16 protein-coding genes are annotated in these 16,836 nt (G+C 62.0%); 8 read left to right on the top strand and 8 right to left on the bottom strand.

Annotated features, from left to right (window positions below; all coding sequences use genetic code 11):
- Nucleotides 1-642: 642 nt before the first annotated feature.
- The 3 genes from BLV20_RS14560 to hmpA all read right to left on the bottom strand — a co-directional run bounded on the left by BLV20_RS14560 (nucleotide 643) and on the right by hmpA (nucleotide 3,170).
- Nucleotides 643-1,152, bottom strand: a complete 510-nt coding sequence (locus tag BLV20_RS14560; protein WP_092302559.1) for a disulfide bond formation protein B — start codon at nucleotides 1,150-1,152, stop codon at nucleotides 643-645.
- Nucleotides 1,153-1,176: 24 nt separating this feature from the next.
- The gene (locus BLV20_RS14565) at nucleotides 1,177-1,713 is read right to left on the bottom strand and encodes an ester cyclase (protein ID WP_092302561.1); all 537 of its coding nucleotides are present in this window, start codon (nucleotides 1,711-1,713) and stop codon (nucleotides 1,177-1,179) included.
- A gap of 275 nt (nucleotides 1,714-1,988) precedes the next feature.
- A complete protein-coding gene (gene hmpA / locus BLV20_RS14570; protein ID WP_092302563.1) occupies nucleotides 1,989-3,170 on the bottom strand; it encodes an NO-inducible flavohemoprotein in 1,182 nt (393 codons plus the stop codon).
- A 156-nt stretch (nucleotides 3,171-3,326) separates the two neighbouring features.
- Here hmpA and norR point away from each other — a divergent pair, with 156 nt between their 5' ends.
- The 5 genes from norR (at nucleotide 3,327) to BLV20_RS14595 (ending at nucleotide 7,900) form a co-directional block, all read left to right on the top strand.
- Entirely contained in the window at nucleotides 3,327-4,880 is a 1,554-nt protein-coding gene (gene norR / locus BLV20_RS14575) for a nitric oxide reductase transcriptional regulator NorR (RefSeq protein WP_092302565.1), read from the top strand.
- A 273-nt stretch (nucleotides 4,881-5,153) separates the two neighbouring features.
- The gene (locus BLV20_RS14580) at nucleotides 5,154-6,056 is read left to right on the top strand and encodes a chemotaxis protein CheV (protein ID WP_092302567.1); all 903 of its coding nucleotides are present in this window, start codon (nucleotides 5,154-5,156) and stop codon (nucleotides 6,054-6,056) included.
- A gap of 3 nt (nucleotides 6,057-6,059) precedes the next feature.
- Entirely contained in the window at nucleotides 6,060-6,560 is a 501-nt protein-coding gene (locus BLV20_RS14585; RefSeq protein ID WP_092302569.1) for a GNAT family N-acetyltransferase, read from the top strand.
- A 164-nt stretch (nucleotides 6,561-6,724) separates the two neighbouring features.
- Nucleotides 6,725-7,057: a hypothetical protein gene (locus BLV20_RS14590; RefSeq protein WP_092302571.1), complete on the top strand. Its 333-nt coding sequence runs from the start codon at nucleotides 6,725-6,727 to the stop codon at nucleotides 7,055-7,057.
- 93 nt (nucleotides 7,058-7,150) lie between these two features.
- Nucleotides 7,151-7,900 carry a YkgJ family cysteine cluster protein gene (locus BLV20_RS14595; protein ID WP_092302573.1) on the top strand — a complete coding sequence of 250 codons (750 nt, stop codon included), beginning with the start codon at nucleotides 7,151-7,153 and terminating at the stop codon, nucleotides 7,898-7,900.
- 243 nt (nucleotides 7,901-8,143) lie between these two features.
- Here the strand turns inward: BLV20_RS14595 and BLV20_RS14600 are convergent, their stop codons facing one another.
- Complete coding sequence (locus BLV20_RS14600; protein ID WP_092302575.1) at nucleotides 8,144-8,386, bottom strand: hypothetical protein; 243 nt, start codon at nucleotides 8,384-8,386, stop codon at nucleotides 8,144-8,146.
- 523 nt (nucleotides 8,387-8,909) lie between these two features.
- On the opposite strand from BLV20_RS14600, the gene BLV20_RS14605 reads away from it, so the two are divergent.
- The 3 genes from BLV20_RS14605 (at nucleotide 8,910) to BLV20_RS14615 (ending at nucleotide 12,286) form a co-directional block, all read left to right on the top strand.
- A complete protein-coding gene (locus BLV20_RS14605) occupies nucleotides 8,910-9,134 on the top strand; it encodes a hypothetical protein (protein WP_092302577.1) in 225 nt (74 codons plus the stop codon).
- Nucleotides 9,135-9,365: 231 nt separating this feature from the next.
- Complete coding sequence (locus BLV20_RS14610; protein ID WP_092302579.1) at nucleotides 9,366-10,646, top strand: OprD family porin; 1,281 nt, start codon at nucleotides 9,366-9,368, stop codon at nucleotides 10,644-10,646.
- 152 nt (nucleotides 10,647-10,798) lie between these two features.
- A complete protein-coding gene (locus BLV20_RS14615; RefSeq protein WP_092302581.1) occupies nucleotides 10,799-12,286 on the top strand; it encodes a sensor domain-containing diguanylate cyclase in 1,488 nt (495 codons plus the stop codon).
- Nucleotides 12,287-12,415: 129 nt separating this feature from the next.
- On the opposite strand, the gene lpxC is transcribed toward BLV20_RS14615, so the two are convergent.
- From lpxC to BLV20_RS14635, 4 genes are all read right to left on the bottom strand, one after another.
- Complete coding sequence (gene lpxC, locus BLV20_RS14620) at nucleotides 12,416-13,327, bottom strand: UDP-3-O-acyl-N-acetylglucosamine deacetylase (protein ID WP_009045509.1); 912 nt, start codon at nucleotides 13,325-13,327, stop codon at nucleotides 12,416-12,418.
- 112 nt (nucleotides 13,328-13,439) lie between these two features.
- A complete protein-coding gene (gene ftsZ, locus BLV20_RS14625) occupies nucleotides 13,440-14,630 on the bottom strand; it encodes a cell division protein FtsZ (RefSeq protein WP_007922129.1) in 1,191 nt (396 codons plus the stop codon).
- Between the two features lie 65 nt (nucleotides 14,631-14,695).
- Nucleotides 14,696-15,955, bottom strand: coding sequence for a cell division protein FtsA (ftsA, locus tag BLV20_RS14630; RefSeq protein WP_007922131.1), 1,260 nt, complete (start codon nucleotides 15,953-15,955; stop codon nucleotides 14,696-14,698).
- Nucleotides 15,956-15,969: 14 nt separating this feature from the next.
- Entirely contained in the window at nucleotides 15,970-16,836 is an 867-nt protein-coding gene (locus tag BLV20_RS14635; protein WP_092302583.1) for a cell division protein FtsQ/DivIB, read from the bottom strand.

Raw genomic sequence — 16,836 nt, forward strand, 5'->3', positions numbered from 1 at the left:
TTATTCGAATTCGTGGTCAAAGGCCTTGTTACAGACCAATTCCATTTGGTGCGGATATTTGGAAGGTGCCGACACCTGGGGTCGCATGGAGCGTTCAACGCCCCTCGACCGCCGCCGTAAGCTCAGGGTGAGCAGCGCCGGAAATTCAGTGCGGGCGATTGTAGATATGTAGCGTTTTATAAACCATGTCTTATCCCGAAATAATTTTTATCGGCTAGCGCAACAATGCGTGACGATTATTGCAACGGGGCGCGATCATATCGATATTCATTCGCAATAAAAAGCCCCGAAAACGCCTTCACGCCAGGTCGGAAAGGGCCCTTCCCAGCGGCGGAAAGTTCGCCCATGGCATCGCGCTATCCCTTGTAGTACGAGGGCTGAACCAATTTATTTAGATAGCAGGCTATGCTTGTTTGGCCGCCGCCGGCGCCAACATGAACTGACAGACTTTTTCCGTCTTCGAGATAAAAAAAACGCTGTGCCGTCATCCGCAGAAACACAGCTGCGACACCCATCGTGTGACAACATGTCGCACTTTTATCGCGCATCCGTTTGCCCCATGTCACGCCTCCTTCACACATTGTCCTACACGTAAAAAAGCCCCGGTTCCGAACATCGGCACCGGGGCTTTTGGGGCATGGGTCAGGCGTTTTGGCGACGGTTACGAATGATGCCCAACGGCACCAGTATCAGCGTCAGCACGAAGGCCACCAGCGCCCATTGCGCCAGGGACAGGCCTAGCACCGGCGGATACGGCGTGGAGCAGAAACCATCGACCTGAAACCCCAGCGGGAAGACGCTCGCCAATGGCAGGCTGTCGACAATGGGTTGCAGCACATCGACACCGCAGCTGACCGCGGGATGGGCCTGGGTGTAGACGTGATGCCCCGCCACCGCCGCACCGAACAATGCGCTGACGACGACCAGCGCTTCCAGCACGGTGATGCTGCGACGGGTGCGCATGGCCGCACCGATGAAAGCGAAAACGGCGATCAGCAGCAACGCGTAGCGCTGCAGGATGCACAGCGGGCACGGCGCCTCGCCCAGAACCACCTGCATGTACAGCGCACCACCGATCAGCGCCAGGCAGATCACTCCCAGCAACACCAGGAAGCGTCGCTCGCGCCCCAAGCGCAGTATGTCGTCTGTCATCCTCAATTCCTTTCTGTCTGTGGTTCAGCCCGACGGCGGCGTTTGCAGCTGCAGCATCAGGCTGAGGTTGTCTTCGATATGCCAATTGGCGGTGATTCGGCCATCGGCGATCTGATAGATATCGGTTGCCCGGAAGTCTACACGCTGTCCGTGGCCTTTGAGTGCATTGAAGGTCCCGCTGAAGTGGCCACGGAAATGCAGGTGCACCACCACGCGATCCCCGGCCACGATCATCTGTTCGATTTGCGCGCTCAGGTCCGGCACCGCCGTGCGAAAGAGCCGCGAGGCCAGCAGCGGCCCGGTCGGGCCCTGGCCCCGCCCTTCCGGCGGCGTCATATCGACGAAGTTCTCCGCCAATGCGGCCCTGGCCAGGCTTTCATCACCGCTGTTCCAGAAACTGCCATAGCGCCGCGCGGCCAGCTCCATGGCTTCACGTTGGGCCTGGGGCAAGCTCCGATCGACGATCAGCGCCTGTGCTTGAAGCAAGGCCGGCTCGGCGAAAACCAGGGGGCTGGCGAGCAAGGTTGCGGCCAGGGTAAAGCGGGGAATGGCTGAGAGCATGGAATGATCCTGATCAGTGCGAACGAGCGCCTATCATCAGCATCGGGGAATTAACGATAAACAGGTTAAGACCGGATTAACCTTTAAAGGATTTTTACGAGTGCGCCCTGTAGCCGCTGGCGCAGCCTGCGATCGGTTGCGCAGCGACCGTCAAGCCTAGCTCGCGGTTTGCCTGAGGTACTCGGGGACAGTGTTGCGAGCGCTACGCGCTCGATCGCAGGCTGCGCCAGCGGCTACAAAGAGGCCAGCCTCCGGGCGGAGGCTGGCCGGTGGGGTTACTCCAGCGCCGCGGCCGGGCCGAAGAACTCGTAGCGGCTTTGTTTTTCCGGTACGCCCAGGGCCTTGAGGTGGCGCTTGATTGCCGCCATGAAGGCTTTCGGGCCGAGGAAGTAGGCGTCCAGGTCACGCTCCTGCGGCAACCATTCGGCCAGTTGCTCCTGGCTCAGCAGACCCACCTTGTCCGCCGCCGGGCTGACGCCGTCGTCTTCGGCGTAGCAGTAGAAGCGCTTGAGTTGCGGATGGCGCGCGGCCAGGCTGTCGACCCAATCGCGGAACGCATGCACCCCGCCGTTGCGCGCGCAGTGGATAAAGTGCACCGGGCGCTCGGTGGCCAGCGCGGCTTCGAGCATCGGCAGGGTCGGGGTGATGCCGACGCCGCCACTGATCAGCACCAGCGGCTTGTCGCTGTCCGCCAGGGTGAACTCGCCCGCTGGCGGGAACAGCTGGATGCTGGCGCCGATCTGCAACTGGTCGTGCAGGTAATTGGAAGCGCGGCCACCGGCTTCGCGCTTGACGCTGATGCGGTATTGGCCAGCGTCGGACAGGGCCGACAAGGAGTAGTTGCGGCGGATTTCCTCGCCATCGAGGAACAGCTGCATGCCGATGTACTGACCGGGTTCGGCAGCGAGAATCGAGCCGTTATCCACAGGCTCGAAGTAGAACGAAGTGATTTCCGCGCTCTCCTGCTCGCGGCGGACCAGCTTGAATTCCCGCGCGCCGCGCCAGCCACCCGGGGCCTGGGCCTTCTGGTCGTAGATCGCGCCTTCGGCACCGATCAGGATCTCCGCCAGTTGGTTATAGGCCGCGCCCCAGGCGTTCATCACCGCTGGCGTGGCGATTTCCTCGCCCAGCACTTCGGAGATGGCGCGCAGCAGGCAGCTGCCGACGATCGGGTAATGCTCCGGCAGGATCTGCAGGGCCACGTGCTTGTTGATGATCTTGGCCACCAGATCGCCCAATTGGTCGAGCTGGTCGATGTGCCGGGCGTACATCAATACGCCGTTGGCCAGGGCCCGTGGTTGGTCGCCGCTGGCCTGGTGCGCCTGGTTGAACAGCGGGCGCACCTGCGGATACTCGGAGAGCATCATCCGGTAGAAGTGGGTGATCAGGGCTTCGCCACCGCTTTCCAGCAGCGGAACGGTGGATTTGATGATGGCACGATCTTCGACGCTAAGCATAAGTACAACTCCTGAGCTTTCTGACTACTTGCAGGTTGCCCTTTACCAGTCAGTTTTCGTGCCAACAATAAAATTTATATAAATCAATAAGTTGAAATAAGTGTAGTCATATCGACACTTCGGCCTTTATAGTCATTTAGACCATACGGAGTCATTATGACCGCAAAATCCCTGCTCACCGCCTTGTTGCCCCTGGTCTCCGACCTGTCCCGCGAACTGCCCGAGGGCGAGCGCTACCGCCGCCTGCTGGAAGCCATGCGCGCCCTGCTGCCTTGCGACGCCGCCGCGCTGCTGCGCCTGGACGGCGAATGGCTGGTGCCGCTGGCGGTGGACGGGCTGAGCACCGACACCTTGGGCCGCCGCTTCAAGGTCAGCGAGCACCCGCGTTTCGCCGCCCTGCTCAGCCACCCCGGCCCGACTCGCTTCGCCAGCGACAGTGACCTGCCGGACCCTTACGACGGCCTGGTGGATGGCCTGCATGAACACCTGGAAGTCCACGACTGCATGGGCTGCCCGCTGTTTATCGACGAACGCCCCTGGGGCCTGCTGACGCTCGATGCCCTCGACCCGCAGCGCCTGGAGCCTATCGAACTGGACGCCCTGCAAGCCTTCGCCAGCCTCGCGGCGGCCACCGTCAACGCCGCCGAACGCATTGAGCGCCTGGCCCTGCGCGCCGAGGACGAACATCAGCGCGCCGAGGTCTATCGCCAGGCCAGTGGCCAGAACCGCGAGATGATTGGCCAGAGCAAGGCCCACAAACGCCTGCTGGAGGAAATCGGCCTGGTCGGCGGCAGCGACCTGACCGTGCTGATCACCGGCGAAACCGGGGTCGGCAAGGAACTGGTGGCCCAGGCCATTCACGCCGCCTCGCCACGGGCCAGCAAACCGATCATCAGCCTCAACTGCGCCGCCCTGCCCGACACCCTGGTGGAAAGTGAGCTGTTCGGCCATGTGCGCGGCGCCTTTACCGGCGCCACCAGCGACCGTCGCGGCAAATTCGAGCTGGCCAATGGCGGCACGCTGTTTCTCGACGAAGTCGGCGAGCTGTCGCTGGCCGTGCAGGCCAAACTGCTGCGTGTGTTGCAAAGCGGCCAGTTGCAACGCCTGGGTTCGGACCAGGAACATCAGGTCGACGTGCGCCTGATCGCCGCCACCAACCGCGACCTGGCCGAAGAGGTGCGCAGCGGCCGCTATCGCGCGGACTTCTATCACCGCCTCAGCGTCTATCCGCTGCTGGTGCCGGCACTGCGCGATCGCGGCCGCGACGTGCTGCTGCTCAGCGGCTACTTCCTCGAACAGAACCGTTCACGCATGGGCCTGGGCAGCCTGCGCCTGACCAGCGATGCCCAGGCTGCACTGCTGGCTTACGCCTGGCCGGGCAACGTGCGTGAGCTGGAACACCTGATCGGCCGCAGCGCCCTCAAGGCCCTGGGCAATTGCCGCGAACGGCCGAAGATTCTCAGCCTGAGCGCTGCCGACCTGGACCTGCCGGACGCCTCGGCCCCGGTCGCGCCCGCAGCCCCGGCCCCCTCAGAATGGACAGACGGCCCAGGCATCGGCGACCTGCGCCAGGCCACCGAAAACTATCAGCGCCAATTGATCACCGCCTGCCTTGAGCGCCACCAGCACAACTGGGCCAGCGCCGCCCGCGAGCTGGGCCTGGACCGCGCCAACCTGGGGCGCATGGCCAAGAGGCTAGGCTTGAAGTGACTCACCTGTAGCCGCCGAAGGCTGCGATCGGCTTGGGCGGCATTAGAGCGAAACGCCAATGAACCCGACACATGCGGTGTGACCGAAACCACGCAATGGCTGATCTTGCGAGGACCGCGTGCTCGATCGCAGCCTTCGTCAGCGGCTACAGGTTACGCGGGTCGCGGATATTGGGATTAAACCTAAAGCCAGCCCTCCCCGCGTCGATAACCCGTTATCGCTAGCTGTTCGCGGCCCATGGCGCGAACCACCTTTTTTCCACAGAAGGTTTTTATGTCTTCCAACAAAGCCCGCGCAGATTCTCTTTCGCTTCTGCTGTTCACCTTGCGCAGCGGCAAGCTGATGGCGATCAACCTGCTCAAAGTCAGTGAAATCATCCCCTGCCCGCCGCTGACCAAGCTGCCGGAATCGCACCCGCACGTGAAAGGCATCGCCACCCTGCGCGGCAATTCGCTGTCGGTCATCGACCTGAGCCGGGCCATCGGCGAACGACCGCTGGAAGACCCCGAGGGCGGCTGCCTGATCGTCACCGACGTCAGTCGCTCCAAGCAGGGTCTGCATGTGCAGGCGGTGAGCAAGATCGTGCATTGCCTGACCACCGATATCCGGCCGCCACCTTATGGCTCCGGCGGGGTCAAGTCCTACATCACAGGGGTTACCCAGGTCGACGGCACGTTGGTGCAGGTGCTGGACATCGAGAAAGTCATCCACGGCATCGCCCCGGCGCAGATCGAGACCGCGCCGACCGAGCTGAGCATGGAAGACGCCGAACTGCTCGGCAACGCGCGGATCCTGGTGGTCGACGACAGCCAGGTGGCCTTGCAGCAATCGGTGCATACCCTGCGCAACCTCGGCCTGCAATGCCACACCGCACGCAGCGCCAAGGAAGCCATCGACTGCCTGCTGGACCTGCAAGGCACGGCCCAGGAAATCAACCTGATCGTCTCGGACATCGAGATGTCGGAGATGGACGGCTACGCCCTGACCCGCACCCTGCGCGAAACTCCGGACTTCGCTCACCTTTATGTCTTGCTGCACACCTCGCTGGACAGCGCCATGAACGCGGAAAAGGCCCGCCTGGCCGGGGCCAACGCGGTGCTGACCAAATTCTCCTCGCCGGACCTGACCCGCTGCCTGATCGAAGCGGCCCGGCACGTCGCCGCCCAGGGCGCCTGAACCGTGGCCGACGACTACTGCCTGCTGATGCGGCGCGACCTGACCGGGCAACCGGCGCCCGCCAGCTGGCCTGCCGCCTTCAGCCTCGAACGCTATCGACCGGAGCGGGCCGAAGCGGTGCATGGCCTGATGCATCTGGGCTACCAGGACGGCGGCGGTCACGTGCCAGCGCTGGACAGCTGGCGCCAGCGCTTCGAAAGCGATGCCGAATACGACCCGCAACTGTGCCTGGTGGCCCAGGACGGCGAAGGCGTCGTCGGCGTGATCCAATGCTGGACCAGCGCCTATATCAAGGACCTGGTGGTGCACCCACGGGCCCGTGGCCAGGGCCTGGGACGAGCCTTGCTGCTGCAGGCCTTCGAGGTCTTCCGCCAGCGCCGCGAAGCCTTTGTCGACCTGCGGGTGTTGGAAGACAACCAGCGCGCTCGCGGGCTCTACGACAGCGTCGGCATGCTGGTGATCCGCCGCGAGCAAGTCCCCCCAACGCCGCTGCAATCCCTGTAGCCGCTGCCGCAGGCTGCGATAAGGTCCGCAGGACCTTCAGCGACTTCAAGATCGCCGCGGCCGTTCCGGCCGATCGCAGCCTGCGGCAGCGGCTACAGATCTTTCATCACTCGCGCCTCAGGCATACTCCCTGCGCTTACCCGCGAACGAAGGAACGCCCCGCCATGAAAGCCCTGCCTCTGAGCCTCGCCTGCCTCACCCTCCTCGCCAGCCAGGCCCAGGCCTCCAGCCCGGACGCCTGGGCGGCCTTCGACAGGCAGGTACTCGCCAGTTGCACCCAGGCCAGCCAGTTGAAGAACGCCAAGGCCGTGGGCAACCCCGCGCAATTCGACGACCGGGTCGGCTACACCGCCGTGCTGCTTCAGGGCCAGTACCCGCAAAAACACATGAAGGGCCAGACCGGCATCCAATTGTGCCTTTATGACAAACAGCGCAAGAGCGCCCAGGTCACCGAGTGGAATTCGATCCGCCCCGCCCTCGAGGCCAAGGACCAGTGACTGGCGCATAACTTGCTTCGAAAGCGCAATTTAGAGGGCGACGTAAGTCATTGCGTCGCCGCCTCCACCTTTCGACGATGGCTGCTTGGCTCAATGAATACTCGTTTTTCCTGCGTAGGCTGCGGCAAGTGCTGCAACGATCACCATGTTCCCCTGACCCTCGGCGAAGCCCGCCAGTGGGCGCTGGATGGCGGCCAGGTGATCGTGCTGGTGGAGGGGTTCCTGAGCAATGGCCTGGGGCTGCCGGCCGAGCAGCGCGAACACGCCGAGCGACGTTCCTGCGTGGTGCCCAGCGGCAATGCCCAGGCCCATGTGGCGATCACTTTCGCCGCCTATAACGTCGGCCCCTGCCGGAATCTTGACGAAAACCAGCTGTGCCGGATCTATGAACGCCGGCCGTTGGTGTGCCGCATTTATCCGATGGAAATCAATCCGCACATCCCGCTCAACCCGGCGATCAAGGAATGCCCGCCCGAGTCCTGGGAAAAAGGTCCGCAGTTGATCGTCGGCGGCGAATTGGTGGATCGGGAACTGGCTGAGCTGATCCAGCGTTCACGCCAGGCCGACCGCGACGATATCCACAGCAAGCAAGCCATCTGCCAGCTGCTGGGGATTCACACCACGGCCCTCAAGGGCGATGGTTTTACCGCCTACTTGCCGGACATGGCCGCCCTGGCCGAAGCCATCGAGCGGGTCCAGGCGCAACCGTTGGCGGCGACGGCCAGCGAATGGCTGTTCCATGTATCTGGTGAAGACATTGCCGGGCAGGTGCAGGAGGCCGGCGCCCAAGTGGTGACCGAGGCGCCGCTCACCTACGCCTTCATTTCCTTGCGGGCAGCATGAAGCCCTGCCGCTGACCCGCAGAGTCTCCGGTGTCCGTCAAATAGTTGCGAGCGTGCCGCTCGTACGCAGCCTGCGGCAGCGGCTACACGGATGGGGATATCGCGACATTCGCGGAACTTGTAGCCGCTGCCGCAGGCTGCGATAAGGCCGGAGGCCTTCGGCGATCTTAAGGTCGTGCGCCCGCTTCGCGGTCGATCGTCCGAACGCGGCCCGAGCTTTCGCAGCGGCTACAGAGGCTTGGACTCAGCGTTTGCCCATCGAACGACGAGTGCCGGGTGGCGCTGCGCCTGGGGTCTTGGTGTGGCCGTTGGTGGCGCCATTCTTGTACCAGGGCTGCTGGGCATTCTTGGCCTGGGCGAACTCGGACGGTTTAAACGGAAACTTGAACGGCGCGATCGCCGGCTTGCTTTCGCCAGGCGCGCTGCTGTCGTCGACCTGGTCCGCGCTGGGGGCGTCGGTCACAGGCGGTTGTGCTGGGGTAGTCATGGAAGCTCCGGGGTAGAACCAAAGGCCGGGCCCGGGAAAGCGGGCCGCGAAGGCCGGCAGTATACCCGCGTTGCGGATCTTTGACCGTTGCAGCGCAGGCACACCGCGGCGCCTGCTTCGCCGGCAAGCCTGGCTCCTACGCAAGCTCACCTCCTCCGTAGGAGCGAAGCTTGCTCGCGATAGCGCTACAGCAGGCACACCGCAGCGCCTGCTTCGCCGGCAAGCCTGGCTCCTTCGCAAGCCAACCTCTCCTGTAGGAGCGAAGCTTGCTCGCGATAGCGCTACATCAGGCACACCGCAGCGCCTGCTTCGCCGGCAAGCCTGGCTCCTACGCAAGCCAACCTGCCCCGTAGGAGCGAAGCTTGCTCGCGATGGCGCCGCATCAGGCACACCGCACTTAAAACATCACAACTATTGCTTTTGGCGTAACAGTGCTTATCCTGTTCGGCGCTTTTTCCGGCTGTCGCGAAGTTATATTTTTGTCGCACCTAATTGAACTTGCTCTGCAAGAAGGTCTTCAGAAATGTCCAACAGTATGGGTATTGCCAGCGCGTTTGTTTTGTCCTCCCTGTTCTTGGCCCCGATGGCCATGGCCGAAGAATCGCAGACTTTCGCCGCGCATAACGCCGCACGCGCCGCTGCATTCCAACAAGCCCAGGAAACGCTGGCTGCCAAGCAACAGAATGCCGGTCAGCCGCAGAAAATAACGGCTGAACAACGCCAGGCCGAGGTTCAGAAAGACAGTTGATCTTCGCTGCCAACTTGTTTCCCTCGACAACTTCTCTGCTCTACCCCTGGAGTAAGTTGTCTTAAAGCCGCTGAATAACAGCGGCTTTTTTTTGCCCTGTAGATCGGCCCGTTTCATTCGTTTCACCCAGAACAAGAACCACCCGATTCGACAATAACAATTGTCATCATTCATCCAAGGAGCTTTATACCGGTGAAGGTCACGTCAACATTCAGCCCATTGTTCATTGCAATGGCTGCAACTATCACCACCTGCGCCCAGGCAGCCGATCAGGCCACCCCTGAAGGTTTCGTCGAAGGTTCCAGCCTCAAGCTCAACGCCCGCAATTACTACATGAACCGCAACCGCCACCAGCAGGCCGACGACAACATCGAATGGGGCCAGGGTTTCCTGGGGATCTTCGAGTCGGGTTATACCCAGGGCACGGTCGGTTTCGGCCTCGATGCCAACGCCATGCTCGGCTTGAAACTCGATGGCGGTGGCGGCACTGACAGCTCGAGCATCCTGCCAGTCAGCGATGGCAGCGGCAAAGCGCCGACGTCGTTTTCCACGGCTGGCGCCACCCTGAAAATCCGCGGCTTCGATACCGAGCTCAAGGCCGGCGACCTGTTCCTCAACAACCCGGTGATCGCCGGTGGCCAGAGCCGCATGCTGCCGCAGACCTTCCGCGGGGTCAGCCTGGCCAACCACAGCTTCGACGGCTGGCTAATCGAAGGCGGCCAGGCCAGCTTCACCAAGCCCTATAACCAGAGCGGCCGCCGACGCATCGATACGGCTTACGGTCGCCTGGCGAATGGCGATGAAAGCCGCCACCTGAACTGGGCCGGCGCGGCCTGGAGCGGCGTGCCCGGGCTGACCAGCAGCCTGTACGCCTCCGAGCTCAAGGACATCTGGAACCAGTACTACTACGACCTCGACTACAGCTACGCGCTGAACGAGCTGGTGACCCTGAACCCGGGCCTGCACTTCTATCACACCCAGGACACCGGCGACGCGCTGCTGGGCGACATCGACAACAACACCTACAGCCTGCATTTCACTCTCGGGGTCGGCCACCACAGCCTCACCGCTGCCTACCAGCGCGTGAACGGCAACACACCGTTCGACTACATCAACCAGGGCGACAGCGTCTACCTGGACAACTCGCAGCAGTATTCGGATTTCAACGGCCCCAACGAGCGCTCCTGGAAACTCAAGTACGCCTACGATTTCGCCGGCCTCGGCCTCCCGGGCCTGACCTCGGCGCTTTCCTATTCGCGAGGTGAGCTGGACCTGACCAAGGTCGATCCGCACAGCCGTGGCTACGCCCACTGGTACAGCGCCGGCGGCGAGCACGCCAAGCACTGGGAACGCGACCTCGACCTCAAGTACGTGGTCCAGGGTGGCCAGGCCAAGGACCTGGCAGTCCGTCTGCAGTGGGCCACCAACCGTGGCGGCAACGGTTATGGCGCGCTGGACAGTGACACCGACGAATACCGGGTGATCGTCGATTACCCGTTCAATGTGTTCTAAGCTCCAATAAGCAAAAGGCCAGTATCATTTTGCTGGCCTTTTTTTTGTCTGGGATTTATACATGCGCCCGCAGGCGCGATCGGTCTCTGCAACTCTGCTCGCTTCACCAGAAATACCTTTTAGAAAACGTACACAACGCAGAAGTCAGAACCATGAGTGTGAGCAGTGCGACACCCCGCAACACGACCACTTTGACCAGGTCGGAAAGGATGCTGATTCTCGGAAGCTCGCTGCTGGTTATCTCCATCCTGAGCATCGTGACGTTCTTGCTGATTCGTGAACGCGGCAGCGCCGAAATGGCCGCCACCCGTGCTGCTTCAAACATCGTGCAATTGATCGACGCCGACGTGCTGCGCAACGTCGAACTCTACGACGTCTCCCTGCGTGGCCTGATCAGCGCCTCGCAACGTGACGACCTGAAACAGGTGTCGCCGACCATTCGCCATATGGCCCTGTTCGACCGGGCGACCGCCGCGCCTTACAAGGGCAACATCCTGCTGCTCGATTCGCGCGGCGATGTGCTCGCCGATTCCGCCTCGGTCGAACCGCGCAAGGGTAACTTTGCCGACCGGGAATATTTCCAATCCCATGTGCACAATCCCGATCCGGGCATGTTCATCAGTCGCCCATTCCGGGCCCGCCCACCCGAGCTGGATTGGCGCATCAGTTTCAGCCGGCGGGTTTCCAACGAGCGCGGGGAATTCCTCGGCGTGGCCGAAGCGGCCATGCGCCTGGACTATTTCAACCAACTGTTCAAAAGCCTCAACATCGGCCGGGACAGCTCGATCAACCTGGTCAGCAGCGACGGCATCCTGCTGGCCCAGGAACCGCCGCGGGCCGATAACCTGATCGGCAAGGACTTCAGCCAACGGCCCAATTTCATCCGTATCCTGCGCGAGGGAAATGGCAGCTTCAAAGGCATGTCCAGCAGGCAACAGCCGCGCCTGTATACCTTCTCCCAGGTCGGCGATCTGCCGCTGATCGTGATCGTGGCACTCTCCACCCATGAAGTATTTGCCTCTTGGCAACGCACCGCGCTGGTGGTCGGTGGCGCCACCGGTGCGCTGTGCCTGGGCCTGCTGTGGCTGACCTGGCTACTGTGCCGGGAACTGCGCCGTCGCCAGAGTGCCGAGCAAGAGCTGGCGCAACTGGCCGCTACCGATGCCCTTACCGGCCTGGACAACCGCCGCAGCCTGGATCAGACCCTCGCCCGCGAATGGGGACGCGCACAACGCTCCCATAACGCCCTGTCGCTGCTGATGCTCGACGTCGATCACTTCAAGGTCTTCAACGACCGATACGGCCACCTGCTCGGCGACGACGCATTGCGCATCGTGGCCCGGGTCATCAGTGACAGTATCCGTCGTCCTGGCGACCTGGCCGCACGCTATGGCGGCGAGGAGTTCGCCGTGGTCTTGCCAGAGACCGACAACGAAGGTGCCCGGCGTATCGCCGAGCATATTCGCCTGGCGGTCGAACGCTTGCCACCGATCCGGGACGGTGCCTCGCCAATCACCATCAGCATCGGCCTCAGCACTTGGACTGGCACGTCGAAGTCCAGCCTGCAAGAGTTGTGCTCGACGGCCGACAAGGCGCTGTACCGAGCCAAGGCCGAAGGGCGAAACCGGGTGGTGGGTTAAGGGCCTCATCGCGGGCAAGCCTCGCTCCTACGGGTCCCGTGCTGCCCGCAACAATGTCATCAGTCGCGCAGGCATAAAAAAAGGCCACCCGAAGGCAGCCTTTAAAAACAAAAGGAAAGAGAGTGTTACTTACACGGCCGCAACTGGACGCATGTAAGAGATCGGTGCAGTGCTGGCATCTTCGAAGGTCACGACTTCCCAAGCGTCTTTCTGCTCAATGAGCTTGCGCAGGAGCTGGTTGTTCAGTGCATGGCCCGACTTGAAGCCTTTGAACTCACCTATCAGGCTGTTGCCCAGCAGGTAAAGGTCACCAATTGCGTCGAGGATCTTGTGCTTCACGAATTCGTCTTCGTAGCGAAGACCGTCCTCGTTCAGTACACCATCCGCGTCGACCACGATGGCATTTTCCACGCTGCCGCCGAGTGCGAGGTTGTGCTTGCGCAGGTACTCGATATCACTCATGAAACCAAAGGTACGGGCGCGGCTGACTTCTTTTACGAACGAAGTGCTGGAAAAATCCACGCTTGCACTCTGGGTGCGGTCACGGAAAACCGGGTGATCGAAATCGATCTCAAAGCTCACTTTAAAACCGTCGAAAGGCACGAAAGTGGCGCGCTTGTCGCCGTCTTCCACCGTCACCTCACGAAGGATGCGGATGAACTTCTTGGCTGCGTCCTGTTCTTCCAGGCCGGCAGATTGAATCAGGAATACGAAGGGTCCAGCGCTGCCATCCATGATCGGGACTTCGGACGCGGAGAGCTCGACGTAGGCGTTATCGATGCCCAGGCCAGCCATGGCCGAGAGCAAGTGCTCCACCGTGTCCACTTTGGTGTCACCGTTGACCAGGGTGGTCGACATAGTGGTTTCACCAACGTTTTCCGCGCGAGCAGGAATCTGCACCACAGGGTCCAGGTCGGCACGACAAAACACAATGCCGGTGTCGACAGGCGCAGGCTTGAGGGTCAGGTAAACCTTTTCCCCAGAGTGCAGGCCTACACCTGTGGCACGGATAATATTCTTCAGGGTGCGTTGTTTAATCATGGCTTGGGCCGCTTCAGCGCAAATTGCGAACTGGTATCAACAAAGGCTGGCGATAATAGCAGACCAGACCTTTGCTGAACACCAATCACCCTAATACCCCTGATACATTCCATCAATCGGCCTGGCGACGCAGGAAAGCCGGGATGTCCAGATAGTCCAGATCATCTTGCGGATTCAGCTTCGCCGCAGTCGCAGCACTGGCCTGAGCCTGGTTGCGCATGACGGTCGGACGGTCCAGATCACGGTAGTTGACCGACGGCAGTTCCTGACGGGCAGGTGCTGGCGCCTGTGCAGCAGCCATGGAAGTTTGCACGGTATTGTCGATGACCTTCACAGGCTTCTCGATTTTCGCGCCCAGACCAGTGGCAACCACAGTCACGTGCAGCTCGTCGCGCATGTCCGGATCGATAACGGTACCGACCTTGACCATAGCGTGCTCGGAGGCGAAGGCTTCGATGATGCTACCCACGTCGGAGTACTCACCCAGGGACAGGTCAGGACCGGCGGTGATGTTCACCAGGATGCCGCGCGCGCCTTGCAGGTTCACGTCTTCCAGCAGCGGGTTGCGGATTGCCGCTTCGGTCGCTTCACGTGCACGGTTCGGACCGCTGGCGCAGCCAGTGCCCATCATCGCCATGCCCATTTCGCTCATCACGGTACGCACGTCGGCAAAGTCGACGTTGATCATGCCCGGACGCTTGATGATGTCGGAAATACCGCGAACGGCACCGGCCAGTACATCGTCGGCCTTGGCGAAAGCCGACAGCAGGCTGGCGTCCTTACCGAGGATGGTCAGCAGCTTTTCGTTGGGAATGGTGATCAACGAATCGACGCTTTCGCTCAGCGCGCGGATGCCTTCATCGGCGATCTGCATGCGCTTGCGGCCTTCGAACGGGAACGGACGAGTCACCACCGCAACGGTGAGAATGCCCATTTCCTTGGCCACTTCGGCAATGATCGGCGCAGCACCGGTACCGGTACCACCGCCCATGCCGGTGGTGATGAACACCATGTTGGTGCCCGCCAGCACTTCAGCGATACGCTCGCGGTCTTCCAGGGCGGCTTGGCGGCCGACTTCAGGATTGGCACCAGCACCCAGGCCCTTGGTCACGCCGGTACCCAGCTGCAGGATGGTCCGCGCGCCGATGTTTTTCAGCGCTTGAGCATCGGTGTTGGCGCAGATGAACTCGACGCCTTCGATGTTGCTCTTGACCATGTGATTGACGGCGTTGCCGCCGCCACCGCCGACACCGATAACCTTGATTACCGGACTTGCGGGGACGTTGTCTACGAGTTCGAACATTTTCCCTCTCCTTTCATTTCTCTAGTTTTTTCGCCTACTGCTTACAACGGTGTTGCGGTAAATCTTCAGAAATTGCCCTGCACCCAGCTCTTGATGCGATCGAGCAAGGCGGCCTTGGGTTCGTCGCTGCTGTAGCTGTCCCGGCTGCCGATGCCGGAGAACGAGATACCGTCGGACTGCTTCTGCAGCCCGTACAACAGCAAGCCCACGCCGGTGGAATAAATCGGGTTGCGCACAACGTCGGACAGGCCCTTGACGGTGTGCGGCACGCCCAGGCGGACCGGCATGTGGAAAATCTCTTCGGCCAGCTCGACCGCGCCTTCCATTTTCGAAGTACCGCCGGTCAGCACGATGCCGGCCGGGATCAGGTCTTCGTAGCCGCTGCGACGCAGCTCGGCCTGGATCAGGGTGAACAGCTCGTCATAGCGCGGCTCGACCACTTCGGCCAAGGCCTGGCGGGACAGCTCGCGCGGCGGACGATCACCGACGCTTGGCACCTTGATGGTTTCGCCGGCACCGGCCAGCTTGGCCAGGGCGCAGGCGTAGCGGATCTTGATTTCTTCGGCGTACTGGGTCGGTGTACGCAATGCCATGGCGATGTCGTTGGTCACTTGATCGCCGGCAATCGGGATCACCGCGGTGTGGCGGATCGCACCTTCGGTGAAGATCGCGATGTCGGTGGTACCGCCACCGATATCCACCAGGCACACGCCCAGCTCTTTCTCGTCATCGGTGAGTACCGAATACGCCGAGGCCAGTTGCTCGAGAATGATGTCGTCGATCTCCAGACCGCAGCGACGCACGCACTTCTCGATGTTCTGGGCGGCATTCACCGCGCAGGTCACCACGTGCACCTTGGCCTCCAGGCGTACGCCGGACATGCCCAGGGGTTCGCGGACGCCTTCCTGGTTATCGATCACGTAATCCTGCGGCAGGGTGTGCAGCACCCGCTGGTCGGCTGGAATCGCCACGGCCTGCGCCGCATCGAGTACCCGCTCCAGGTCCGCCGAGCTCACTTCGCGATCACGAATCGCCACGATGCCGTGGGAGTTCAGGCTGCGAATGTGATTACCCGCCACGCCGACGAACGCCGAGTGGATACGGCAACCGGCCATCAGTTGCGCCTCTTCTACCGCGCGCTGGATCGATTGAACGGTGGACTCGATATTCACCACCACGCCCTTCTTCAGGCCGCGCGATGGATGGGTGCCGATACCGACGATTTCCAGCGTGCCATCGGCCGCGACCTCGCCTACCAGCGCCACCACCTTGGAGGTGCCGATATCCAGACCGACGATCATTTTGCCGCTTTGCACGTTTGCCATGGTCCTGCCTCTTCTCAATTCTTCGCGACGGCGGGTTGGGCCGTCGTGGGCGCTACAGGTTCCCGCCAGCCGACGGCCAGGCCGTTGGCATAACGCAGATCGATGCGCGCGATGTTCGTAATCTGTTCTTTCAGCGTTTTTTCATAAATGGCAATGAAGCGGCGCATCTTCTCCACCAGGTGATCGCGTCCGAGCAACAGTTCGATACCAGGACCGGCGCTGCCGGCCCCCGTGGTCAGGAACCAGCTGCCGCGCTCGCGCAACTCCAGACGGGCAATGGAAAAACCCATCGGGCGAAGCATCTGGCTCAACACCTGGTACTGCTGCATCACCTGCTGCTGGGCCCGCTGCGGGCCGAACAACTGTGGCAAGTGCTCATAGTTCGCCAGCTCACGCGGGGTGAATGCCTGGCCCTGGTTGTTCAACAGCGCCTCGTCACCCCAACGGGCCACCGGCAGTTGTTCTTCCAGGCGAATCACCACCTGGTCCGGCCACACACGCCGCACCTCGGCATGCGCGATCCACGGCATCTGCTCCAGCTCGGTACGCATGCTCGCCAGGTCGATGGTGAAGAAGCTCGATGCGACGTAAGGCGCGATCCGCTGCTGCACCGCCTGCTGGCTGATGTAACTCAGGTCGCCCTGCACCGCGACCTTGGTGATCGGCCGGTCGGCATAGGGCAGCAGGCGCTGCGCGCCTTCGTACGTCCCGAAGCCCAGCGCGACCAGCAACACCGGCCACATCAGGCTTTTCAGCACGCCAAAGTTGGCTTTCGGCAGGCGCGCCGACATCGGCTCCTTGGCCACCATCCGGCTGGCGCCACGCGGCACCGGCTTGCGGCCGGTTGCGGGTTGCTGATGACGTAGCTGGGCGCCTTGCAT

It is taken from the genome of Pseudomonas sp. NFIX28, assembly GCF_900107395.1.
Lineage (GTDB): Bacteria > Pseudomonadota > Gammaproteobacteria > Pseudomonadales > Pseudomonadaceae > Aquipseudomonas.